Origin of the sequence: Lactobacillus sp. 23-2, from assembly GCF_044902225.1 — a bacterium.
Lineage (GTDB): Bacteria > Bacillota > Bacilli > Lactobacillales > Lactobacillaceae > Lactobacillus > Lactobacillus absianus.
Genome location: NZ_JAOQBX010000015.1, coordinates 1114 through 25771, shown reverse-complemented (window position 1 = coordinate 25771; position 24658 = coordinate 1114). Strand labels below are relative to the sequence as shown.

Sequence of the window (24658 nt, the reverse complement as noted above, 5' to 3'; positions counted from 1 at the left end):
TACTATAAATTGCCACATTACTGGTAGTGGCGTTAGTATCAAAATAGATTCTTGATATCATGTTTAATTCGCTTCAAGCAACAGACCAAGGCCGGAGTTCTCAGATAGATTCGCTGCTTCCAACCAAATTTATAGCCATGTTGTCTGAGAATCCGCTGATTCTGCTTAGCTATCGGTATAATTTCGGAATAAAACGCACGCGCTATATCACTATTAATCGTTGATCTAATATTAATTGCTTCAAGCATCAAATCCTCTGTAGCAACTAAAGCCCCATCCCAAAACTTTTCTTGCATCAAGTTTTTAGTTCTAGTCTTTTTAATCTCCAGAATAGTTTGATCGATCTGATCGCTTGTCTTAATATTATCCATAATACTCCCGCTACGGTTAATACGATAGTAGTATAAGTCGTCTGGAATAACACTTATATGTCGAGCACTTTTGATCACATCAAAAATTATTTCTTCATCCTCATGAACCAGTCCAACTGCATATCGCCGCGTCTCAAAAATTTCGTGTGCGTATAACTTACTCCAGGCCACCACCAAAGGCACAAAATTTCCCTCCGGAGAATAGTACTGCTTCCAGAACTCATTAATATTGTAAACTTTTGCTGGATTATGTTTGATATCGATTTGCTCACCAGAAATCTCATCAATTTCGAAGTAATGTGAAATAACCAGATTTGTGTGATCCCTCATTGCAGCCTTTAGCATTTTCTCAATATAGTCTTTAGCGACATAGTCATCACTATCAACAAAAGCCAGCCATTCACCATGACAGTTATCTAATCCAGTATTCCTCGCAGCTGACAAACCACCATTTTTTTGGTGCAAGGCAACAATACGTTTATCCTTTTTGGCCCAATCTTCAATTAATTGACCACAATTGTCAGGCGAACCATCATCTATTAGAATAATTTCTAAGTTTTGATAAGTCTGATTGATAATACTCTCTACACACTGATTCAGATATTTTTCAACTTTATAAACTGGAACAATAATAGAGACTAACGGCAACTCGTTATTCATTTAACAATTAACGCTCCTCTAATAAATCTATTTAGTATTTAAGCCTCAATGCCAATTCTTTTGTGTAAATAATTTATTCCGCCTAAACGTCCTATGAGCTCGATTGGCATTCCGGTCATTGTAATTGATAGCTTGTACACCTAAAAAGTTGTCTAAAGACTCCTTAATCAGAAACTTTGGCTTTGGCTTTTGGGTGATCGTATTATTTATCGATTCGATCATGTTCGTTAAATAAGATCGTGAGACGAATCTGCTTAGGATGTTGGAAAAAGACCGACAGGTCTTCCTCAATCTTCTGCAGATTTTTGTTCATGTCGGAGTACTTTGAGTCGTAACGATCACTTACACAAACTTTCCCCTTGATGTTCCAGATGATATGAACTAGGAATTTAGATTTCGGGTAATTACTACTTTAGCATGTCTTTAATGCCTACAAACCCATCTGACAGGAGTGGCTCAACCTATTCAAAGCCGCACTCCTTGAAGTTGGAAATCATTTCACCACTTCACCCCAAATTTCGATATTCTCCATTAGGGCGATACGATAGTCAATGGTCTCCTTATGGACATTAGTCTTAATCCCAACAGCCACACAGATTGCCTCACGCCGATATGTATCCCTACGCAGAAGAACTTGTAGCTCAGCCGACGTTGGTGATAACTTTCAATCTGGTTGGCAACCCGCTTAGAGATGTTGGAGACAGTACCAGTTGAAAAAATAGCAGCCGTACATTTTCTCAATCAAATCAGAGATCTCACGAGTCGTTACGCCATGCAGATAGAGCTAAATCACGGTAGATTATAGTGCGTCAGTGTGTTGGCCGTATGACGAAAGAGCATGTTGGTGAAATTCACATTTTCTGTCCCGAGGAACTTGAACTTTGATCGGTCCGAATTGAGTTTTAACTTGTCTAAAGTAGCTACCGTTTCTAGAGTTTCCAGAGTTCCAACCCTCTCGAGCATAGGGATCATAACCAAGAAAGGCAGTCAATTCGCTTTCTAGGAGTTGATCGAGTCCTTCTTCAAGCTGAGTACGCATGAATTCATCGAATTTCTCTTTGTTCAATAGCGCATTGAGGCATTCTTTGTTAAAATCAGTCATAGGGGATTTCCTTTCGTATTGATAGTGTTCAAATCAATTATACGGAAAGGGAGTCCCTTTTTTTATACCCAATTGGAATTTAGTCAGTTCCGTATTTTGATAACTAAACACTGCCCCAATAAGCAAAATAAAGATGTCTAAATTCACATTTAGAAGTTCAGACTGTACGATACACCGAATGGCAATGCTTACCAGAATAACCGCTAAAATGTGATTATTCGTCTTTAGCGCGTAATTGCATATCCATGTCATGATTATTAAAATCAATATACTATATACAACTCCTGTATCCAATAGCATTTTTAAATATGAGTTATCAACATAATTATACTCTAACCATGAACTATTATTTAACCTAATTGTTACCCAATCAATGTGCTGACCGAAAATTGTAATTGGATAATTATTAAGTGCATTAATACTTAACTGAATTCTATTTGTTGATACCGCATTCCAAACCGTATAGATAACTGAATTCCGCTCCGCAAGCCTAATAATCAGATATGAAACTGACCCACTTAGGACAAAAATATAACGGATAATAAATTGAACAAAGTGATTCTCAAACATTTTATCCTTACTGACACGATTAATTAGTAACCAAATTACCATTAATGTAGTCATATAGAATGTCGTTCGAGATGATGTTACCGCAGCATAATACCATGCAAGTATCTCAATAACCACTAATTCTTTAATGGTAACTTTCTTATCCCGCAAGAACAGATAACAAAGTACAATGTAGAAGTATTCTCTAGGAGCTTGGTTATACGATATGTACCCTGCTCCATAGTGAATCCCACGTTTTTCTGCATATACAAGATTAGCTATCCATCCAAATCTAACTGCAATAGTTGTTAAAACTAAGTAGAATGTTTTAATACCAAAAACCCATCCTACGATTTTTCTAAAATCAACCCCATACGCTGCTATCATAAACAGAGCTAGAAGAACTAAACTACTATCGCTTGACCGAAAATAAATAATTAAAGAGATACCTAAAAAGGCCAGTGCAAACCCTAATGATTTTAGATCATAGGCTGATCCATCTGTTCTTTTCCCCACACCTAGTCGTAAGAAAAATGATATGGTTAATAAGATAATGCAACCATAGTTTACAAAACTATCACTTACATTAATACCAAGTAGGGATATGCCCCATACATACTTGATTTCGCTAAGTATGAGAGCCAAAATAAACGGGAAATCAATTACATTAATTTTTATCTGATAGTCGTGATTTAAATTAATTTTTCCATTACTATTATCCATTTATCAACCCTTAGCCCTTTAAAAATGACTTTGCTAAACGCTTCGCCTTTCTATAATTCAAATAAAGATGAGCAAAAAAAACATTAGTAGCTAGACATTTGGCCTTATTTGAAATGCTTTTCTCACCATATTCAGTGGTAATTTCCTCTAAAATGTTTAAAATGTGCTTTTTATCATATGTTTCACCTAATAATGATAATGAACGCATTTTTCGACACTGTCAATTCTTTTGTGTAAATAAATCTTTCCGATAGGTTGATTCTTTAATTATGTTTTAATCGAAGTATGATTCCAACGTGTCTGTCACCTGACCAAAGCCTTTATGAGTCCGATTGGCATTCCGGTCGTTGTAGTCGATAGCCTGTACACCTAAGAAGTTGTCTAGGGACTCTTCAGTTGGAAATTCTGACTTTGGCTTTGTCTTGCGTTTGATCATGTTGTTTATCGACTCGATCATGTTCGTTGAGTAGATCGAGGGACGAATCTGCTTTGGGTATTGGTAAAAGACTAGCAGGTCTTCCTCAATCTTCTGCAGATTCTTGATCATGCTTGAGTACTTTGAATCGTATTTGTCGTAGAAGGCGTGGAGAACCGTTTCTGCCTCTTTTAAGCTAAGATTGCTTATGAACTTGCTTGAAGTCGTCCAGAACCTCTTTACGATCGCTTACACGAACTTTACCCTTGATATTCCACACGACATGAACCAAGCAACGTTGGAATTTGGATTTTGTGTAATACTGCTTTAGCATGTCTTTAATGCCTACGAACCCATCTGACAGGAATAGCTCAACCCGCTCAAGACCGCGTTCCTTGAAGTTAGCAATCATTTCACCCCAAATTTCGATATTCTCCACCGGGGCGATACGATAATCAATGATCTCCTTATGGCTATCGGGCTTAATCCCAACAGCCACATAGACTGTCTCACGCTGGTACGTATCTCTACGCAGGGGAATGTAAGTAGCATCGAGATACACGCAGAAGAACTTGGCGCTCAACTGACGTTGGTGATAGCTTTCGACCTGGCTGGCAACCTGCTTAGAGATGTTGGAGACAGTGCCAGCTGAGTAATAGCTGCCGTACATTTTCTCAATCAAATCAGAGATCTCTCGGGTCGTTACACCATGTGAATAGAGCTGAATCACGGTTGATTCTAGCGCGTCAGTGTGTTGGCCGTATGCTAGGAGAGTATGTTGGTGAAACTCACCTTTTCTGTCCCGAGGAACTTGAACTTTAATCGGTCCGAATTGAGTTTTAACTTGTCTAAAGTAGCTGCCGTTTCTAGAGTTTCCAGAGTTCCAGCCCTCTCGAACATAGGGATCGTAACTAAGAAAGGCAGTCAATTCGCTTTCTAAGAGTCCTTCTTCAAGCTGAGCATGCATGAATTCATCGAATTTCTCTTTGTTCAATAGCGCATTGAGGCATTCTTTGTTAAAATCAGTCATAGGGGATTTCCTTTCGTATTGATAGTGTTCAAATCAATTATACGGAAAGGGAGTCCCTTTTTTTATACCTAATTGAGATTTAGTTTAAGGAACTGTTCATCCTTACACATAAAATTATACAGTTCCATTATCCAAACATTCGATTTTTTGATATGTTTGGTTTTTTACTGATAATAAACAACGTTCGATTATTTCCTCAGGATTATGAGCTAGTATAATAATTGAAATCATCTTTTTCATTATTAATTACCAATCCTTTCTTCGGCGATACCCTTCCCAAGTACTCCACGACTCTTCTCAAGAATAACTCCCCATAAAAGGATCGAGAAATTCCAGTGTAAAGAATAGAGAATACCTTCAGATATTCCCCACAGTATAAACACGATTACTGGCACCATCCAATAAAACTTCTTTTCGCTTGCAAGCGTAGTAATAGTTTTAATATATATGAATGCAAAAATAATGGTACCTACAATACCAAATCCATACAGTAAATGAATATAACTGTCATCGACGATGGAATAGTTATAAATAGTTTCTAGAATATTAAAATCCCCAACACCACCAAATAAAGTAATCGGATAGTGTAACATAACTCTAGAGGCATGCATAAATCTATTGCTCGTTAAATTGTTAAGCAAAACAATTAACGGCCTAAGATTGCCAATTCCCAAATTCATTACATATGGAATCCCAATACTAACGATAAAACCAATAGCTAAACTAGCAATACTAATGAACGTGTATAGATTAATGAAGAACTTAAACTTTTCAAGATACTTAATCCCAATCAATAAAATTATAGCAATAGTCATCATAAGGAGAAACGTCCTAGATAAAGTAAGTTTATATGTTATGGCCGTAATAACCATAATTACAAAAATACTTTTTAAAGTTAAAGACGATTCTTTAACACAGACATACAACAATATTAACATGCCTATTTCAACAGATAAATTATTAGGACTGTCAAATCCTAAGCCATATCCCATTACATCTTTGCAACTTGAACTTTATTCTGAATTACGCCAGTTAGTGAAAGCGATGACCTAAAGACATTAAGAATAATTCTTTCCCAGAAAATTAATTTAAAAATAGATTTGGACTGACTTTTTGAAAAAATAATAGCTGACATAACATCTATCAACAAAGCAGCATTATTTTTCCAAGCCGTTATTGAAGCGAATAACAAGAGGAAAAGAATCCATACAATATCTTTTACAGTATATCTTTCGTTGATAAACCAGAATATAAAAATACCCACCATCAAGATTAAAACAGTGTTTTGAACTTCATAGGAAAATTGAAGCGGTGTATTAACAAACCCAAAATATAAGGACAATATAGTGAAGTACAGATACGAAATATTGATTTTTAGCGATTTTATCAAGAATACTCCCCCAATCTACCCTTTTAACTTATAAACCAATGCAGGAAAATGATACTTTAAAAAAGCAGCCAGCTTATTTTTGGCAGAGAAGGTATCATCCTTCATAAAAATCGCCCAATACTTCTTAATCTTTTCCTTTAGTGATGCAGAAAGTTTTTTCTGTTTAAAATGTACTGCATAACAGTACCAATCTGTTAGTTCACGCACATAAATTGCAACCGCTCTAGTATAATAACTCTGTTTCTGTATATTTTTTTGTTGAAACATAGTTTCGTAAACTTTCAAAATATCAAGACGGTGGTACAATGTATCAGTGTCTAAGCTATTCAATACACTCTTTTTATTAATATAATAATTATATAGTCTAGCATCAGTATATGCTACTGTTTTAACAAAATTTAGATACTGATAGACAAAAAGTAAATCCTCACCAACTGTAATGTTATTATTAAACTTCAAATTATTATCTTTGATAATATCTAACTTAAATATTTTTGCCCAAACACTACCATAAAAACCATACGGATTGATTACTTGTCGATAGGTCTCGTCTTTTGTTAGATCTTTAAACGAAATTGTACTTACTTGTTTCGACTTAGAATATTCTGTATCTCGAGAATAATTACCCAAAATTAGATCATACCCATAATGTTGCTCAGCTGAAATAAGTGTGCCAATCACATTAGGGTTCAGCCAATCGTCAGCATCTACAAACATAACATAATAACCAGTTGCCTTGCTCAAACCAAAATTGCGTGCATTGGATACACCACCATTAGCAATTGAGAACACTTGAAGCCTATCATCTTGAAAATCCTGTACAACTTCTAGGCTATTATCTGTAGACCCATCATCCACCACGATAATCTGCAAATCGGTATAATCTTGACCGACAATAGATTCAATACATCTGCTAAGATATTTTTCAGCATTGTAAACCGGAATGATTATTGAAACTTCTTTTTTTTCAGTTACTTTCATCATCATCACAAGCTTTCAATTAGTTTCTGCCATTTAGTCTTCACATTTACAATATCAAAACGAGCTAAATCGTCTTTAGCGTGACGCGCAAATCTTTCGCGCAGTCGATCATCCATTAAAACACGCTTCAATTTTATTGCAAATTCTGACACATCACCGTTTTTTACCAAGAAACCATTCTTATTGTCCTTAATAATTTCAGCCGGTCCTTCTTTACAATCGAAACTAACACATGGCAAGCCGTTAGCTTGTGCCTCGATAAGAACTAAGACAAAGCCTTCATATCGTGATGACAAAACAAAAACTGAAGACTTTTGTAATTCTTCTGCAATATCGTTAGCATAACCCTTTAAGAAAACTCTACTTAACCCCAAATCTTTAATCTTCTGTTCTAAATCCCCCTTTTTTGATCCTTCACCAAAGATATCAAGATGCCACTCAGGACAATCCTGTTCAATTAGATTCCATGCGTCGATAAGCAAGTCGAAACCTTTTTGATCTTCTAAACGCCCTGCAGCCATAATCCGCTTACTATTTACATCAATCTGGCCAGTAGTTTCCACAGCTACAGGATTATAAATATACTCAATTCTCTTAATTTTAGACAAATTTTGCTGATAATTCCGCATATCTTTCTTACCAAGAACAACCACACAATCAGCATGCTTAGCTGCAAGTTTTCTACCAAACTTGACTATTCTATTTGGGGAAATAAAGTAATTAAAATGCTCCCAAGCAATGCACTTGCATTTCTTAGATAATTGCAAAGGATACAGATACAAGTATAAGGCAACATCTACTGCTACAATGATGTCGATCTCGTATTTTTTTACCTTATTAGCAAGTTCTCGATATACTTTAACTTTACGTAAGACTGTGTTTTGAATCTGTTCACCATGTAAAGATTCAATAGAAACACGCTCATCAACATGAAAATGAGGCTTTTCACCTTTTTGACAGCTAAAAATAAAAACCTGATATTTATCAGATAGAGCATTAGCTATCATCGATGTAACCCGTTCGGTTCCACCCTTGTTCTCCATATTCATAATTAAGAAAGCTATTTTTTTCATTTTCCCTCACAAATATAAGTGAACTCGATCGTATTTCTCACAATGTATACTTTCCAACTTACGTTGGTTGCTTACTTTATTACCAATTTTTTCAATATGTATTAAATAATGAAGCATTCTTAATCTACTCATAAAGCTTTTTGTTCAATATTTTGTATTTGATAAATTCCTTAAGAGGAATTAAGTGGTACTTCATTTTTCTGGATATCTTTGACCCTTTATACCAGCTAGAAGCAAACAAATGTATTCCATATGTATTGCTAGTTAGCGTTATTTTTTCAGTTCCTAATTTTTTGGGAGAGAAGTAATCCGACGAATACACAATTAAGCCATCTACTTTTTGCACTACATTTTCCGTATAATTTAAGCCATGTTTTATTAAAATCTTTGTTGTAATTTTGACGCATATCTCAGGTTCGAAATTGCCATTTTCATCAACAAATAAATTGTTTTCGTAATAATCTTTATTTTCTTTTACGATTGGATTTCCTGCTTCACAAGCAAATCCAACACCAGTGTTAACCCTTCCTCTCTTCTCGAACGACATAAAGGGCCCTTTATCAATCAATGGATCTAAAGAACGTATAAGCTTTACATCTGTATCCATATAGACCCCACCCTCATTATATAGGACGTCTAATCGAACATAATCAGTTAAAAATGCCCATTTTTTATTTTTATAAGCTGCTCTAGTATAGGCGTTTTTACTTACGTCATAATTTGATTCATCCCATCGTTTAATTTCATATTCTGGGCAATACTTTTTCCACGATGAAATACAGTCCTTAACAATATCTGGCAACTCACTATTTCCAAACCAACAGTAATGTATAATCTTAGGAATCAAAAAATATCTCCTTACATCAATTGATCTACAATTCTTTCTAGATTCTCATTAAATTTCCTATTATTGCTGCTTTCACCACTGTTTTTCGTTTTAACAATACTGTCATAATTAGCAATTGTAGCAGCTAAATCATCAATATCGTAAATGGGAATGATGTTGTTCATTCTTTTAGCAATCAGCTTGGTAAAATCAACTTGGTGATTGTTAACGTGTTCATTAAATTTCAGCTGTCGCGGTACTACAATCGGCACTTTACCATACTGCAGGGCTTCCACAAAACTAGATGGTCCACCATGAGTAATTATGATACGCGCATTTTTAAAAGTTTGCTGCATCTCATCAAAGCTCATCATCTTGTGCATCTCACAGTGCTTGGCATCATAGGTACTGAAACCATATTGAATAACAACTTTTTCCTTGATATCACCGTTAGCAACCAATTCATCCATCTTCTCAATCAAACGGTTGAATGGTTGCTCATGTGTTCCTACAGTTACAAATATCATAAGTTCCTCTAGAAGATACTACCCAAGTTAATTGCCTTAGGATAAACCTGCTTCATTTCTTCCCATTCTACAATAAACTTATCAGTAATTGGATAGACAAGCTTTCCGGTTACTGTCGGTTTATCATAGCGGTCAAATACTTCAATGTATACTAGCTTAGCTCCCATCATTTTTCCGATATAAAAGAATGGCGCCGCAACAGCTGCCCCACTAGAAATAATAAGATCAGGCTTCTCTTTACGAAGTACCTTAATTGCCAAGAAAGTATTCTTGATTAAGTTCTTCAAATTACGGTTAGTTGGGTAATAGCAAGGATAGAATCGCTCACCCTTAAGTTTGCTTCTAGCATCTTCTTTATCAAAGGTCACCCAGAAACGATCCTTGTTTTGCCAAAATGGTTTCAACATATACAAGTGTGTCAAGTGACCGCCACTTGATCCAACCAAACAAACTTTAATATTTTCTTTAGACATTGCTTGCTTCCTAATAAAAAAGCGAGGTTATTAAATCCTCGCAAACACTTACCCTTCGTACATCCCGTTCGGGTGGAAGATAACACCGATTGTCTTAAAAATGATCCACAGATCAAAGAAGACGCCACTCCGGTTGATGTACTCAATGTCGAGTTGCACCATTTCCGCAAAATCTGCCGCATTCCGGCTAGTTGCCTGCCAAAGGCCGCTACAGCCAGGCTTAACCAGCAATCTCTGCTTGTCATAGTCAGTATACTGTTCAACCTCATTTGGCAGAGGTGGCCGTGGACCAACCAGTGACATATTGCCAATCAAAACATTCCACAACTGTGGTAATTCATCCAAGCTATGAGCCCGAATGAACTTGCCGATCTTGGTAATCCGGGGATCATCATGCATTTTGAACATGGCACCCTCAACTTCGTTTTGATCCAAGAGTTCTTTCTTCATTTTATCGGCATTGACCACCATTGAACGGAATTTGTAAATCCGAAATGGCTCCTCATTCTTGCCGATTCTGATTTGTGAATAAAAGACCGGGCCGCCATCTTCACTGCGAATTTTAATCGCCAACCATAAAAAGAGCGGCGATAATAAAATTAATGCAACTAGAGAAGCCAGAAAATCAAAGAGCCGCTTAATTCCATAATAGATTGGCCGACCTTTGACTTTGGCTTGATCAACATATGCTTGGCTCATTTCCATTCTTTCCTCTCCTAAATAGTACATCCAAACTTCTTATTTTTTCTCGAACTTATCTGAGGCTACTTCTTTCTCCCAAAGAGCCCCTTTTTCTTTGTTTCTTCTTCTCCGTAACCGTAACCATAGCCATAGCCGTAACCATAGCCATAGCCGTAACCGCCATCCCCATCGGCACCAACGTCATTCATAACATAGCCTAAAATTGCTGAATTAGTCAGCTTCAACAGTTCAACGGCACGCTTAACCGCAGCCTTCTGTGAATGTCCCTGCCGGACTACCAAGATCGTCCCGTCTAAGGAGCTGGTCAGTTGCTGGGTTTCAGCCGCGTCCAAGATTGGGGCCAAGTCCAAGATAACCATGTCGTACTTTTGCTTCAAGTCTTCAATCAAGTCAAGCATATGCTTGGAAGACAAGAGCTCTGAAGGATTAGGTGGAATTGGGCCTGCGGTAAGAATTGATAAATTCTCTACGCCGCTTTCCCGAATCACGCTAGCCGCATCCATTTCCTTAGTCCGGCTAGTCAACAAAGTCGTCAACCCGTTGCTGTTAGTTACGTTGAAAGTTGAATGCAAAGTTGGTCTACGCAAATCGGCATCGATCAAGATCGTCTTCTTGCCTGCTTGTGCCATGGTGATTGCCACATTGGCACTGACCGTTGACTTGCCGGCACTGGCCATAGCTGAAGTAAAGGCAATCGTCTTGACTTCCTTGTCAACGTTCATGAAATTGATGTTGGTCCGGATATTTCTGAACTGTTCTGAAATGACGCTTTGCGGGTTAGCCAGGGTAATCAGCTTAGCCCCGTTTTCCATCGTTTCGTTGTCTAAGTGCTTCTTTCTAAATAAGCCCATGCTAACCTCCTAAACCCGTCTTCTGGTGCCCAAGCTTCTGTGCTTTTCAGCACTGGCTGCCGTAAAGGTCCAATCCTTTGGCATCTTAATGCTGGAAACCTCACCCAAGTTGACCAAGCCTAATTCCTTTTCCATAAAGCTATCATCACGAACGCTCGTATCTGACAGATCTTTGATGATAATGATCAACAAGCTGACCACTAAACCAGCCAAGACCCCAACTGCAGTGAACATTTTCACCTTTGGGAATGACTTGGTCCCCTTAGAAGCTTCCGCAACAATCGTCACGTTGTTGACGTCCATGATTGCAGGAATCTGCTTCTTGAATTCCTTGGCTACTGCATTGGCAATTGCTTGCGCCTTTTCTGGAGTTTCAGCCGTAGCTGACAGGCTGAAGACCTGTGATGAAGTCGTAGTCGTTACTGAAACAGCGCTAGACAATTCACTAGGAGAAACCGAATAGCTCTTGCCGTCCCGCTTGATAACGGCTGGCTTGGCCTTGACTGCCTTTTTGACCAAGACCTTCGTCCCATCATCATCAGTCCGGTAAACGGCCTTCTTGGCTGGAGTCGCCTTTCTGACCACCGTAACTGGGTTGGCCAGGTACTTGGAAGCTCCCTTCAAGATTACCCGGCTGGTAATAATGTCCTTATAAGTCGTAACCGCGTTAACGTCGGCTTGCTGGTTGGCATATGCTTGGTTAACGTCGGCTGATTTCCGGTTAACCAACAATTGAGTGCTGGCAGTGTACTTGGGTACCAGAACGTATTCTGAAACCCCATAAGCAATCAATCCCAGGCCGATCATCCAAATCAAGATGCTGATAAAGTGCTTCTTGATCAAGATGAAGAGTCTGCGCAGATCAATGGTTACTTCTTCATTATTCTGTTGTTCAGCGCTCACTAGTTATCCTCCTTATAAACGTTGACAGTCTTAATTCCTAAAGTCTTGCGGATATTGTTGGAAATCCGCTGTCTTTCCTTGGTCGTCATGATCTCGACTTCCATGTTGCCAAACTTCTGGTTGTTGACGCTGCTGCTCCGGCCTTGCGCGTAGTCTGACTTGATCGTGGCCGTCGCGCCGCGGTAGTTGGTCGCCAGCTTGATCATCTGGTTTAAAGTCAAGTCAGTTTGCACGCTGTTGCCCAGGGACTGCATAAAGCTGCTGTTCAAGATATTCTTGTAGGAAACGCTCTTCTTCAAGGCAGCTACCATGACCCGCCGCTCACGGTCCTGCCGGCCGTAGTCTTGCCGTGGATCGCCGTGGCGGAGCTGAACGAAGGCCAAGGCCTTCTTGCCTGAAATATGGTAAGTTTCACCCTTCTTGAAGCTGTAGCCCATATTGTCAAAGGTCAATGGTGAAGTTACGTCAACGCCACCCATCTTAGTGATGATCTTCATCGTGCTTTTCCAGTTGACCAGCACATAGCCGTCAATCGGCACGCTGTAGTACTTGTCCAAGGTCTTCATGGTTTCGGTAACCCCGCCAAGTGAGTAGGCACTGTTCAACTTGATTGGTGAATACTCTGGGTAGTCAGGCAGGTTGACCTTGGAGTCCCGAGCGATCGTCGTGACTCTCGTCTGCTTCATGGACGGGTTGACCGTCACGAACATCATCAAGTCCGTCAGCCCGTGATACTTCTTCACGCTGCGGCCCTCCGCGCCGGTGTCAGTCCCTAAGATCAGCAAGTTGACTGGCTTCTTCTTGTCCAGAATCTGGTCAGAAGATGACCGGCCCTTGTTGCTCTTAATGTTCTTTGAAACAGGAGTGTACATCGCGGTAGTCGCGTTGCGCGCGTTCTTGTAGGCATAGCCAGCTACCATCAAGGCTGCCAGCAGAACGATCCCAATAACAATCGCAACATAGCGGCCAATATGACGCTTGTGATGGCGGTGATGATGATGGTGGTGGTGGTGGTGATGACGATGCTCTACCTTTTGTTGTTCAATTTCCGACATCGGTATCTTATTACCTCTTTATATATTTTTCTTTTCCCTCATCATAAGGACATCTTCCCAATACTGTCCCTATTGTATAGTGATAATAATACAGTATAAGTGCTCACATATTTGCATGCAATATACGCCAGCGCTTACAGCTATTCAACATCATAGTTATTTAATAATAACCTCATTATCATTTGCTAAATGATGCTTTTTTGCTGCTAAACAAAACTGTATCTACTATTATAGCAGAAACAGGTAGCTTGCATGCGCCGCAATCTAGGCTACAATATCTGTAACATGATTTTTAAATTTTAACCCTGAATTAAGGGGAAATGATAAGGGGGAGCGCTATGATTGACAATACGCAACATAAAATAAAAGCATACTTAGCTGGGGTAAACTTGAATGATCCCAACTTTGACTACTACATGACCGAATTGGCCAACCTGGCCGAAGCCAACAATTATGAAGTCGTCGGCCAGTCCGTGCAAAGGGCCGAAGCGATCGTCAACAGCACCTACCTGGGCAGCGGGAAGGTCAACTTGATCAAGAACATGGCCCATGGCCTGGGAGCGGAAGTATTAGTAATCAATGATGAGCTCTCGCCAATGCAGATCCGCAACTTGGAACAGATGACCAAGCTACGCGTCGTCGACCGGACGGAATTGATCTTGGAAATCTTCTCCAGCCGGGCCCGGACCAAGCAGGCCAAGCTGCAGGTCCAGCTGGCGCGCCTGCAGTATGAGCTGCCCCGCCTGCACCCGTCTGAGAACAACTTGGACCAGCAGCGCGGCAGCGGCGGCTCGACTGGCGGCGGCTTCGCCAACCGTGGGGCTGGGGAATCCAAGCTGGAAATGAACCGGCGGACCATCGGCAAGCAGATCTCTGCCATCAAGCACGAGCTCAAAGACATCGCCGGCCAAGAAGACATCAAAGCGGCCCGCCGCAACCAAAGCCGCTTGCCTAAGGTGGCCCTGGTCGGCTACACCAATGCCGGCAAGTCTACTACAATGAACGGCCTGCTCAAGGTCTTTGGCGTCGAGAACAGCGATAAGCAGGTTTTTGCCAAAGACATGCTCTTCGCGACCCTGGATACTTCCGTCCGCCGGATCGACTTGGACAAGGGCTTCTCCTTTATCCTGTCCGACACGGTCGGCTTCGTCTCCAAGCTGCCCCACAACCTGGTCGACTCCTTCAAGGCAACCTTGCAGGAAGCCAAGGACGCTGACCTCCTGGTCAACGTGGTCGACGCGACCGACCCTAACATGAACCAGATGATCAAGACCACCATGAGCGTCTTGGAGGAAATCGGCGTCACCGGGATTCCAATCATCACCGCCTACAACAAGGCTGACCTGACTGAGCGCAGCTACCCGCAGATCGAAGGCAACGACCTCCTCTACAGCGCCCAAGACCCAGCCTCAATCCGGGCCCTGGCTGACTTGATCACCAAACGGGTCTTCAGCAATTACAAGTCCTTCCAGCTCCTCTTGCCCCTGTCTGCCGGCAAGGAGCTGGGCTACCTGCATGAGCACGCCCATGTTGAGATCGAAGACTACCAAGATGACGGCATCCACCTCGTGGCCAACATCGCCCCCGAAGACCAGGCCCGCTTCCTGCAATACGTGCAACAATAGGGAAAATGAGTCTGGGAAATACGCTAAGAGCTAAAAAGGCTTCTAGAAGTGATAAAACTTCTGGAAGCCTTTTTTCGCTTGCCCCAAACACAAAAAACGCTCATCTAAATTAGATGAGCGTCCGAGAGCCTTGCCCAGACTCATTTATTTGCTTTGCTATCGATAATTACAGGACCCGTCTAGCCTTGCTTGGCCAGAAGTAGCTGGAAAGGGTCGTCTGCACGACGCCATCCTTGCTGCCCGTAGCGGCCACGTACTTGCCGCCGCCAACGTAAATCCCCACGCTGTATGGGTTGGTGGCTGAGCCCCAGAAGAGCAGGTCGCCCTTCTGCAGGTTCTTGGTTGAGTCAACGGCAATCCCCTGCTTGCTCTGGTCCTTGACTGACCGGCCGGTATTGACCCCGGCGGCCTTCTTGTAGACATAGGCAACCAAGCCCGTATTGTCAAATGACTTAGGCCCAGTTGACCCCTTGGAGTAAGCCTTGCCGACCTGCTGCTTGGCCAGGCTGACGACCGCGTTGGCCTTGGCCCGAGAACCCATCGGGGCACCCCAAGACGCCGCCAGCTTCACCGCGCTGACCGCCTTGGTCTTGGCCTTCTGGGCCGTCTGCTTGACTTTCTTGTTCTTGCTCTTAGCCTTGGCCGGCTTGGTCTTGACGGCTTGCTTGACGTACTTTGCCATGACCCACTGGTTCTTGCCGACCCGGTACCAGACATTGCCCATGCTGTCCTTGGCAGTCTGCAGAACCATCCAGGCCGTGCCCTTCTTGGCATGCGTGGCCACGTGGCGGCCATTCTGATAGTTGGTCCAAACCGTGACATACTTCTTAGCCACGACCTTGATCCGCTTCGATGAGGCGTTGACCGTTTGTGAGACAGGCTTCATGCCGGTTGCCGAAATGCTTAAGAAAGTCAGAGCGGCGGCTGACACTTTAATCCACTTTGACTTGTTCATGTCCAACATTCCCCCTATATAACGACTTGACGATACCTATTCTTATAATAAAGCAAGTCTCGTCCCTGACGCAACTAAAAAGAAAGCCCTGCCATAAGCAGGGCCCCTATTAAAGCAGGTGGCGGGCCGTAACTGGCCAGTAGTAGCTGCTCAAGGTCGCTAAGATGACCCCTTGGGTTTCATCAGCGGCGGAAACGTATTGGCCGTTGCCAACGTAAATCGCTACGTGGTACGGCGCGCTCTTGGCGCCCCAGAAGAGCAAGTCCCCTGGCTGCAAAGCAGCCGCGGAAACGGGAACTTCATAGCCTTCGTTGACTTGGGTGTAGGTAGTTCTGGAAACGGTCTTGCCAACGGCTGTCTTGTAGACCCATTGCACCAGACCGGAGCAGTCAAAGCTGTAAGGGCCAACCCCGCCCCAGACATAGGCGCGGCCAACCTGCTGCTTGGCAAGGTTGACGACTGCCGCCTGCCGGAAATTGGACCCGGTTGGAGCCTGGCTGGAAGCCGCCTGGGTGATCTGCGTGCTTGACAGAGCTGCCTTGGCTTGGGCCGTCTTGGACTTGGTCGTCGTGGACACCACTACCGTATTCTTGCTTTGAATCCACTTCTTGCTGCCAACCTTGATCCAGACCGTGTGCTTGCTGTCAGTGGCTTCGGCCTGAACCTTCTTGACCGTGCCCTTCTTCAAGTACTTCTTGGTCTTCTTCCGGCGGCCGCGCTTGTAGTTGTTCCAAATGGCCGTCTTCTTGATCGTCTGGACTCTGGCTACCCGGCCTTTGACCTGCGCGTATGCTGCTGGCGTCTTTAATGCCGCGAAAGCAAAGAACGCCGCGAAAACCGTGACAAGCTTGACCCACTTGCTTGACTTGCCCATAAACTATCCTCCAAGACTACTACGCTATTTTGATGCTATTAATACTTATAATAAACGCTCAAGCCGCTTCCTAGCAAGCTTTCTTTGTATTACAAGTTTGTTACAAGCGCAAAAAAATGGCCTCATCCAAGATGAGACCATGACCAATATGCTTAGCTTAGATCAGCCGGCGGGCGCTTGACGGATAAAAGACGCTTGATGGCCGGGTGCTGACCGTTGACTTGATGACGCCAACCGTTGGGCTGGACGCGTGGACGAACTTGTTGCCGCCAACGTAGATGCCCACGTGGCTTGGCGCGCGCTTGGAGCCAAAGAAGAGCAGGTCGCCCTTTTGCAGCCTCTTGGTGGAAACCGCCCTGCCGTAGTAGAGCTGCGACACTGAGTAGTGCGGCAGGTTGACGCCCAGGGCGTGCTTGTAGACGTACATGGTCAAGCCGGAGCAGTCAAAGGAGTAAGGGCCAGTCGCGCCCCAGACGTATCGCTTGCCCAATTCGCTGGAAGCCAGGGCCACCACCTTCTTTTGCTTGGAATCCTTGGCGGCAGCCGCCTTGATCTTGTTGTACTTTGCAGTCGTAATCGCATTTACGCCGTTGATCCACTTCTTTGAGCTGATCCGGTACCAGGTCTTGCCGTTTGCCTTGACCTGGCCAGTCGCCGTAAACTTGCGGCCGGACTTGTAGCGGGTCACGACCTTCTTGCCCTTGCCGTAGGTGGACCAGATGTTCAGCTTGTTGCCGCGGTTGTAGGCCACAAAGGTCTTCTTGATCTTCTTGACCGGGTCGGCTTGGACGGTCTGGGCATCGTTGGTCTCCGCCTTGACCATGCCTGGCTTGACCGCAAAAAAGCAGGCCAGGGCTAATAAACTCAAAAGATAAGTGAAATTGCGCTGTTTGCTATGCATATTGAAATTCTTGCTCCGTCTATTTGATATTACTGGCTAATATTCTACGGAACTTATATTACATTTCTGTAACAGGCATGATACAAGTCATTAAAACTTAGGCTTTTTCACAAGCAAAAAGCGCCAGCCTTTCGCTGACGCTTATCGTTCGATGGTATCTTATTTGGCTTTGAATTAGATGATCCGCTTAGCAGTTGATGGCCAGAAGTAGTAGCTCAGGCTTTGCTTGATGACGCCTTGGCTTGGCGTAGCAGCGTGAACATACTTGCCGCCGCCAACGTAGATCCCAACGTGGTAAGGAGCGCTTGACGGACCCCAGAAGAGCAGGTCGCCCTTCTTCAAGGTGGCGCTTGAAACGGCTACCCGCTTGCCTTGGTAGACTTGGGTGTAAGTCGTCCGGCTGATGTTCTTGCCGATGGCGTGCTTGTAAACGTATGAAGTCAGGCCAGAGCAGTCAAAGCTGTAAGGGCCGGTAGCACCCCAAACATAAGGCTTGCCCAGTTCGCTTTCAGCTAAAGCAACGACCTTAGCGGCCTTGCGGCTCTTGCTCTTGGACAGCTTCTTTTCTTTAGCGGCCTTCTTGGCAGCTTTCTTGGCAGCCTCTTCGGCTTCCTTGGCCTTCTTGGCCCATTGGGCAGTGGTCAAAGTGTACCGTTTCAAAATCCACTCATGGTCGCCCAGCCGGTACCAGACCTGCTTCTTGTAAGTTACTTGGCCGGTAACGTTCAAAGTCGTGCCGTGCTTGTAAGAGTTGGCGGTGGCGTTGCCGCGGACGGTCCCCTTCTTGTAGTTCTTCCAGCTCTTGATGCTGTAGCCGGCAACGTAGTTGACGACAACTTGCTTGTTGACGTCCTTGACGCGGGCAGCAGCAACGGTGTTGACTTGGCTTTGAGTGACAGCGGCCGCGCCGGTGAAGAACAGGGCGCAAGCCGCGGTTAATTTGATTAAAGTACGCTTTAAATTCACTATAAGATACCTTCTTGTCATTTCAATGACAATCTTTCATTTTTTGTCTTCTTTTTTACACAATGACTATCATAATTAACCAATGTTACAAAGCTGTTACAAAGCTAATACTATCTTGTTAAAAAGTCTCCTATTTAAATAAGCCACCGGAATTTGGCTTCCAGTGGCTTATTGCTATTTTTTCTTTTTCTGTAATCAATCTGGCTTAGATGATCCGCTTGGCGGTTGATGGCCAGAAGTAGCGGCTCAGGCTCTGCTTGCGCACGCCCTGGCTTGGCGTGGCGGCGTGCACGTACTTGCCGCCGCCGATGTAGATCCCCACGTGGTATGGTGAGCGCTTGGAGCCCCAGAAGAGGAGGTCGCCCTTTTGCAGCTTCCTGGTGGAAACCTTGACCGTCTTCCCCTTCTTGACCTGGGTGTAGGTGGTCCGGGTAATGTTCTTCTTGATGGCCTTGCTGTAGACAAAGGAGGTCAAGCCGGAGCAGTCAAAGCTGTAAGGGCCAGTCGCGCCCCAGACGTAGCGCTTGCCAACCTGCTGCTTGGCCAAGGAAACGACCTTGTTGCGCTGGGTCTTCTTTGAGGCAGCCTGGACTGGCTGGCCGGCACTTGGCACCTGGCTGGCCGCGAAGCTCACGCCAGCGGCTAAGGCCAGGGCCAAGGTCAATTTTGCAAATACTTTCTTCAGCTTCAACATTTCTCGATTACACTCCCGAATTTGATTTTTTAAGTTAGATAATTAGTTTGATTCATTTTTTCCTTAAGTACGCTTTCTATCTTAACCAATCTTTGTTACAAGCCGTTTACAGGCTGTTTGCAATTCTTTGAATTAGCTTTACAGAACTTTTGCACGAAAGCTAGCAGACAAAAAGGAAGACTCCCCGCTATTCTCAAGCGGAGAGCCTTCCAGCCTATTTGTTAAATTGTTATCGTATGCTTTTGCAACTCAGTCTTAGGCGCCAACCTTTTCCGTAGCGGCAGTGGAGACTTCGACCTTGATCTTTGGCGCTGGGGCCTTGTATTCAACCTTGTTGCGCTGGTCAACCGTGCCTTCGGCTTCCATGTTGTGGAAATTGTTGTAGGACAGGGCGATCATGTCTTCCAAGGCTGGTTCAGTAAAGGAGCCCATGTGCGGCGTCAGCAGGACGCGTGGGTAGAGGTCCATCAATTCTTGCACGTCATGGTCAGGAACCTGCTCTTGGTTGGCAAATTGGTGACCCATGATCTTCTTTTCGCTGGTTACGACATCGGCACCGTAGCCACCCAATTGACCAGACTTGATGCCCGCTGCGACAGCGGCTTCGTTGGCCAGTTCACCTCTGGCCGTGTTGATCAAGACCGCGCCTGGCTTCATGCTCTCGATGAAGTCTTCATTGATCAATTCGTCATTCTTCCCTGGGAAGTAAGGCACATGCACGGACACGATGTCACAGGTCGCGAGCAGTTCTTCTGCAGAGACGAATTCACAGTATTGCTTGGCAAAGTCGGATGGATAAGGGTCATAGGCATAGACCTGACTGCCAAGGCCCTTCCACATCTTGCCTTCAACGGCGCCGATTTTGCCGGCCCCGTAGATGCCAACCTTCAAGCGGTTGAATTCAGTCGCGAAGTAGTCCGGGTGCATCTCGAAGTCCTGTTCATGGACATGGTGGACTGCTTCCCCAACATGGCGGGACAGGGTTACGCCCAAAGTAAAGGCCAAGTTGGCAACCGCGTATGGCGAGTAGTTAGAGACGCGGGCAACCGAGATGCCCAGTTCCTTGGCGGCCTTCAAGTCATAGTGGTCAACGCCGACCGACCTGGTAAAGACCCAGTTGATCCCATAGGACTTGAACTTCTTCAAGTTGGTCCGGTCACAAAGACAGTTCCCGCGGACCAAAACCGCGTCACAGTCAGCAGCTTCTTCAACGTTTTCCCGGTTCAAGTATTCGCCAATGAGCTTCAAGTCATAGCCGTACTTGTTCAACTTCTTAAAGTAACTTCTTTCCAAAGGGCGAACGCCGTAACATGCAATTCTCATGGTAAATACCTTCTTTACAAATCAGACTTTATTTGACTTTCATTAACGATGACCATATTCTATTTAATTCTTTTCTAATGTTCAACCCTCTTGCCTTACATTCTTCGAAAATAATTTTGTTTTCGATTACTTTTGTAAGAAATGCCCCCTCTTGCTTTCACAAACGAAAGTCAGTCCGCTTTTTCCCGTCATCAAGGGCTTTAGCCGCCTTTTTTGGCAAGCAAAAAGCGCCTCGCGGACAGGTGTCCGCGGGACGCTCTTATCATCAGCATCATTTTGAAACAAAGGCAATTAGATGATCCGCTTGGCAGTTGATGGCCAGAAGTAGCCGCTCAGAGTCTGCTTGCGCACGCCTTGGCTTGGGGTGGCAGCGTGCACGTATTGGCCGCCCCCAACGTAGATCCCAACGTGGTAAGGTGAGTTCTTGGAACCCCAGAAGAGGAGGTCGCCCTTCTGCAGGGTGGCAGTTGAAACGCGCACCGTCTTGCCCCGCTTTACTTGGGTGAAGGTGGTCCGAGTAATGTTCTTGCCGATGGCGCGGCTGTAGACGAATGAAGTCAGGCCGGAGCAGTCAAAGGCGTTTGGGCCAGTAGCGCCGTAAACGTAGCGCTTGCCAACTTCCTTCTTAGCTAGGGCAACGACCTTGTTGCGCTTGCTTGCCTTGGAAGCAGCTTGCACTTGTGGGGCGTTGTTGGCAGAAACGGTTGAAACAGTTACGAGGCCGGCGAAGGCAAAGGCCACGGCGGCGAAAGCTTTAACGAGTGAATTCTTGAACTTCAAAATGATAACTTCCTTTACTTGTATGCTTGAATTAATTGCTTAATTGAACTTGATGCCCTATATCATACAGAGGAAATATTTCAGTTCTGTGTCAAAATAATCACACGTTCTTTAAAAAATGTTACTTTTGCTCCTTTAATTGCAATACAAGCCGGTCAAGGGCCTGCTTTGTCTGTGTTAAATCTTCATTGACCAGGATATGGGCGTAAGGGGCCAGGTCGCTTGGGAGAGCATTCAATTCATGCCCCGTCAGGCGCTGCTTGATCTTGGCCGGGTCATCCCCTCTAAGCCGCATCCGTTCAGCCAGTTCCGCGACCGGGCTGGTCACGTACAGGAAGTAGACCTGCGGGCCTAGGGCCTTGATGTAGGAGCGGGCGCCTTCAATGTCAACGATCAGGCTGACCAGGTCGCCCTTGGCCCAGGCCTTCCGCAGCCCTTCCTGGCTGGACCCGTAATGGTAGTCGCCGTATTTGACCGACTCAAAGAGGTGGAGGCGGCTGAAGGAGGCCTCGTCTTCAAAGTAGTAGGCGACCCCATCCTTTTCGCCGGCGCGCTTGGGCCGGGTCGTGTGGGTGATCACCCGCTGGATGTGGTGCTGCTGGCTGAGATAGTCGGAAATAGTAGTCTTGCCAGCCCCGCTTGGACCAGCGATCAGAATTATTTTTTGCAAAAGAGGGTGCTCCTAACTTGAATTTTTTGGACATATAATATAGTATAACTTCGTTGTAATTTTAACCAGTTAAATAAAAAGGTGAGGCCAAGACATGAAAAAAGCAGATGTTGAATTGGGCGCAGTTGTGACCGCCAAGTCAGAAGAAGAATTGAAGAAGCCATTCCAGGGCACGGTGGAAAAGATTTACGAAAATTCAGCCTTGCTCGCCATCACCTCTTTTGACGATGTCGACGCGACTGCCGTCAGCGACTTGAACTACAAGCTGGTCGTCAACTTCAAGAACATGAAGCCGGCCAAGTCAGCCAAGAAGGCCAAGGCCCTGTCCACCAACAACGTGACCGTGGAAAAGATTGCCCCAACCATGAAGGCGGCAGACAAGGACGAGAAAGAAGCCAAGGCCAAGACGGCCAAAGGCAAGAAGACCGGCAAATAAGCCAGTTACGGGTCAGCTCCAAGGAGCTGGCCCTTTTTTCTTGCCTGCCGCAACTTGTGTTAAGATGATTAAGCAATAGAAAGCGAGGAAAATCAATGAACGAAAAAGCGCGCAAGCTCCTCTGCGGCTTCGTCCTCATCCAGCCCTTCCTGGATTTCGACTTCTTCTACGAGGGGCGCCTGGCCACGGTTCTGCCCTTTACCATCCCGACCATCCTGCGGATCATTGGGGTCCTGGCCTTGCTGGGCCTTTACCTGTGTGACCAGGACCACCGAAGCCGCTTGAAGCGCCAGTACTGGCTCTGGGCCTACCTGGCCGTCTTGACTGTCTACTGCTTTTTGCACCTGTGGCACGCCAAGACTTTTAAGAGCATCAACCCGTCAGGCTATGGCTACTCCCTGTTCGGGGAAATTTTTTACCTTTTCAGAATGGCCATGCCCCTGATCCTGATCTACCTGACCCAGGGACTGGAAATCTCCAAAGAGCTGTTCCTCAAGGTCTGCTACTGGGTCAGCCTGACCTTCTCGGGCATCATCGTCTTGTCCAACCTCTTCGTGGTATCCTTGAAGTCATATGAGCACGGGGTGATCTCCGGCAACATCTTCACCTGGTTCATGGGACCCTTGTACGGCTACTCCCATTCAGCTTCCAAGGGCTTCTTCTACTTCACCAACACTTTGAGCGCCATCTTGCTGATGCTGGCGCCGCTGGTCTTCTACCTGCTTTTGGCCCGCTTCAAGTGGCAGAACTGCCTTTTGGCCGTGGTCCACTTCCTGGCCATGCTGGAAGTGGGGACCAAGGTGGCCTTGTATGGGCTCTTGGCCAGCATGATCTTGAGCCTGCTGGGTTGGCTGTTTCATATTTTTTTGACTAAGAACGAAAGCTTCTCCTGGAAGCCGGTGGCCGTGATGGCGGTCTTGTTCGCGGCTTTTGCCGTGACCTACAAGGTCACCCCGGCCGTGCAGCGGTATGAATACGAAATCTACTGGGCCAAGAGCCACGACGCCGACATCTCCAAGGAGAACGCGGAACTGGCCGCGGGCCTGGCCAAGTACCGGAATGATCCGGCCAAGCTGGCGGAATTTGAGAAGGACTTTTTGGCAAAGAACTACCAGAAATACGCCTTGAACAAGCGCTTCATCACCAAGTCCTACCCTTACAAGTACGACCCGCAGTTCTGGATCGACATGCTTAAGAAGCCCGCCACTTACCGCCTGGCCAACCGGAACGTGGAGACGGCCATGCTGGACCGGGTCGTGGCCACCAACGCCAGTCCTTGGGACAAGTGGCTGGGGATCGGCTACACCCGGGAAACCAATATTTTTAACCTGGAACGGGACTTCAAGGCCCAAGCGTACTCGCTGGGGGTGGCCGGCACGGTCCTCTACCTGGGCTTTTACCTGGGAATCCTCCTCTACGGGGTCTGGGAGTGGCTGCGCTTCAAGGGCGTCCGGAACTACCTGGTTACCACAAGCTTGCTGGCCAGCGGCATGATCCTAGGCGCCGGCTACATGTCCGGCAACGTCCTGGACTTCCTGACCTCCAGCCTCCTGCTGGCCTTCCTCGACGGCTGCCTCCTGTGCTTCATCCGCCGCAGCCGCGGGTAATGCGCGGTGTAGGGGCGCGCGGGGGTGCGGGGGCGCGCGCGGATTTTTGTAAAGATAGGTATCAGCAGCAGGGCCTTCGGGCCCTGCTGCTTTTTGCTTGCGCGAATGCGGACTTGGACGTGGCTGCGTTGCGCGAATGCGGACTTGGCTGCGGTAAAAGCGGGGATGGATTTCCGGGATTTGGACGTGGCTGCGG

General features: G+C 45.1%; 24 protein-coding genes and 2 pseudogenes. 3 read left to right on the top strand and 23 right to left on the bottom strand.

All coding sequences use genetic code 11. The features are described 5' to 3' along the window. Window positions 1–38: 38 nt before the first annotated feature. The 15 genes and pseudogenes from OCH80_RS06650 to OCH80_RS06580 all read right to left on the bottom strand — a co-directional run bounded on the left by OCH80_RS06650 (window position 39) and on the right by OCH80_RS06580 (window position 13631). Window positions 39–1031 (bottom strand): glycosyltransferase family 2 protein, encoded by a 993-nt coding sequence (locus tag OCH80_RS06650; protein WP_404539176.1) that lies wholly within the window; start codon window positions 1029–1031, stop codon window positions 39–41. A 45-nt stretch (window positions 1032–1076) separates the two neighbouring features. Beyond that, a pseudogene (locus OCH80_RS06645) lies at window positions 1077–2133 on the bottom strand (transposase). Between the two features lie 33 nt (window positions 2134–2166). Further along, on the bottom strand, window positions 2167–3405 hold the full coding sequence (locus tag OCH80_RS06640) for a hypothetical protein (RefSeq protein ID WP_404539174.1): 1239 nt from the start codon (window positions 3403–3405) through the stop codon (window positions 2167–2169). Between the two features lie 274 nt (window positions 3406–3679). Next, window positions 3680–4850, bottom strand: a pseudogene (locus OCH80_RS06635) (IS256 family transposase). Window positions 4851–4964: 114 nt separating this feature from the next. Further along, a complete protein-coding gene (locus OCH80_RS06630) occupies window positions 4965–5081 on the bottom strand; it encodes a glycosyltransferase (RefSeq protein WP_404539216.1) in 117 nt (38 codons plus the stop codon). Between the two features lie 11 nt (window positions 5082–5092). Continuing rightward, window positions 5093–5668 carry a hypothetical protein gene (locus OCH80_RS06625; RefSeq protein ID WP_404539171.1) on the bottom strand — a complete coding sequence of 192 codons (576 nt, stop codon included), beginning with the start codon at window positions 5666–5668 and terminating at the stop codon, window positions 5093–5095. Window positions 5669–6255: 587 nt separating this feature from the next. Continuing rightward, a complete protein-coding gene (locus OCH80_RS06620; protein WP_404539169.1) occupies window positions 6256–7227 on the bottom strand; it encodes a glycosyltransferase in 972 nt (323 codons plus the stop codon). Beyond that, on the bottom strand, window positions 7227–8294 hold the full coding sequence (locus OCH80_RS06615; RefSeq protein WP_404539166.1) for a glycosyltransferase family 4 protein: 1068 nt from the start codon (window positions 8292–8294) through the stop codon (window positions 7227–7229). The genes OCH80_RS06620 and OCH80_RS06615 overlap by 1 nt, the downstream gene beginning before the upstream one ends. A gap of 124 nt (window positions 8295–8418) precedes the next feature. After that, window positions 8419–9141 carry a glycosyltransferase family 32 protein gene (locus OCH80_RS06610; protein ID WP_404539163.1) on the bottom strand — a complete coding sequence of 241 codons (723 nt, stop codon included), beginning with the start codon at window positions 9139–9141 and terminating at the stop codon, window positions 8419–8421. 11 nt (window positions 9142–9152) lie between these two features. Continuing rightward, window positions 9153–9647 carry a glycosyltransferase gene (locus OCH80_RS06605; protein WP_206988732.1) on the bottom strand — a complete coding sequence of 165 codons (495 nt, stop codon included), beginning with the start codon at window positions 9645–9647 and terminating at the stop codon, window positions 9153–9155. An 8-nt stretch (window positions 9648–9655) separates the two neighbouring features. Then, complete coding sequence (gene pssD, locus OCH80_RS06600) at window positions 9656–10105, bottom strand: PssD/Cps14F family polysaccharide biosynthesis glycosyltransferase (RefSeq protein ID WP_172793915.1); 450 nt, start codon at window positions 10103–10105, stop codon at window positions 9656–9658. Between the two features lie 63 nt (window positions 10106–10168). After that, window positions 10169–10825: a sugar transferase gene (locus OCH80_RS06595; RefSeq protein ID WP_404539160.1), complete on the bottom strand. Its 657-nt coding sequence runs from the start codon at window positions 10823–10825 to the stop codon at window positions 10169–10171. 59 nt (window positions 10826–10884) lie between these two features. Continuing rightward, window positions 10885–11673: a CpsD/CapB family tyrosine-protein kinase gene (locus tag OCH80_RS06590; RefSeq protein WP_404539158.1), complete on the bottom strand. Its 789-nt coding sequence runs from the start codon at window positions 11671–11673 to the stop codon at window positions 10885–10887. A gap of 9 nt (window positions 11674–11682) precedes the next feature. After that, window positions 11683–12576, bottom strand: coding sequence for a YveK family protein (locus tag OCH80_RS06585; protein WP_404539157.1), 894 nt, complete (start codon window positions 12574–12576; stop codon window positions 11683–11685). Then, a complete protein-coding gene (locus OCH80_RS06580) occupies window positions 12576–13631 on the bottom strand; it encodes an LCP family protein (RefSeq protein ID WP_404539155.1) in 1056 nt (351 codons plus the stop codon). Before OCH80_RS06580 ends, OCH80_RS06585 begins: the two co-directional genes overlap by 1 nt. A 338-nt stretch (window positions 13632–13969) precedes the next feature. On the opposite strand from OCH80_RS06580, the gene hflX reads away from it, so the two are divergent. Next, on the top strand, window positions 13970–15256 hold the full coding sequence (gene hflX / locus OCH80_RS06575; RefSeq protein WP_404539153.1) for a GTPase HflX: 1287 nt from the start codon (window positions 13970–13972) through the stop codon (window positions 15254–15256). 166 nt (window positions 15257–15422) lie between these two features. Here the strand turns inward: hflX and OCH80_RS06570 are convergent, their stop codons facing one another. From OCH80_RS06570 to OCH80_RS06535, 8 genes are all read right to left on the bottom strand, one after another. Then, window positions 15423–16211: a C40 family peptidase gene (locus OCH80_RS06570; protein ID WP_404539150.1), complete on the bottom strand. Its 789-nt coding sequence runs from the start codon at window positions 16209–16211 to the stop codon at window positions 15423–15425. A gap of 109 nt (window positions 16212–16320) precedes the next feature. Further along, window positions 16321–17085, bottom strand: coding sequence for a C40 family peptidase (locus OCH80_RS06565; protein WP_404539147.1), 765 nt, complete (start codon window positions 17083–17085; stop codon window positions 16321–16323). Window positions 17086–17242: 157 nt separating this feature from the next. After that, the gene (locus OCH80_RS06560; protein ID WP_404539213.1) at window positions 17243–17908 is read right to left on the bottom strand and encodes a C40 family peptidase; all 666 of its coding nucleotides are present in this window, start codon (window positions 17906–17908) and stop codon (window positions 17243–17245) included. 252 nt (window positions 17909–18160) lie between these two features. Continuing rightward, entirely contained in the window at window positions 18161–18952 is a 792-nt protein-coding gene (locus tag OCH80_RS06555) for a C40 family peptidase (RefSeq protein WP_404539144.1), read from the bottom strand. A gap of 205 nt (window positions 18953–19157) precedes the next feature. Continuing rightward, window positions 19158–19646: a C40 family peptidase gene (locus OCH80_RS06550; RefSeq protein ID WP_404539141.1), complete on the bottom strand. Its 489-nt coding sequence runs from the start codon at window positions 19644–19646 to the stop codon at window positions 19158–19160. 255 nt (window positions 19647–19901) lie between these two features. Further along, entirely contained in the window at window positions 19902–20969 is a 1068-nt protein-coding gene (locus OCH80_RS06545) for an NAD(P)-dependent oxidoreductase (RefSeq protein WP_404539138.1), read from the bottom strand. A 291-nt stretch (window positions 20970–21260) separates the two neighbouring features. Continuing rightward, window positions 21261–21749, bottom strand: coding sequence for a C40 family peptidase (locus tag OCH80_RS06540; protein ID WP_302187482.1), 489 nt, complete (start codon window positions 21747–21749; stop codon window positions 21261–21263). Between the two features lie 121 nt (window positions 21750–21870). After that, window positions 21871–22419, bottom strand: a complete 549-nt coding sequence (locus OCH80_RS06535) for a guanylate kinase (protein ID WP_404539134.1) — start codon at window positions 22417–22419, stop codon at window positions 21871–21873. Between the two features lie 94 nt (window positions 22420–22513). Between OCH80_RS06535 and OCH80_RS06530 the strand changes: the two genes are divergently transcribed. Together OCH80_RS06530 and OCH80_RS06525 are read left to right on the top strand one after the other, a co-directional pair. After that, the gene (locus OCH80_RS06530; protein ID WP_154547939.1) at window positions 22514–22855 is read left to right on the top strand and encodes a DUF2187 family protein; all 342 of its coding nucleotides are present in this window, start codon (window positions 22514–22516) and stop codon (window positions 22853–22855) included. Window positions 22856–22950: 95 nt separating this feature from the next. Further along, on the top strand, window positions 22951–24462 hold the full coding sequence (locus OCH80_RS06525) for an O-antigen ligase family protein (protein WP_404539130.1): 1512 nt from the start codon (window positions 22951–22953) through the stop codon (window positions 24460–24462). The last annotated feature ends 196 nt before the right edge of the window (window positions 24463–24658 follow it).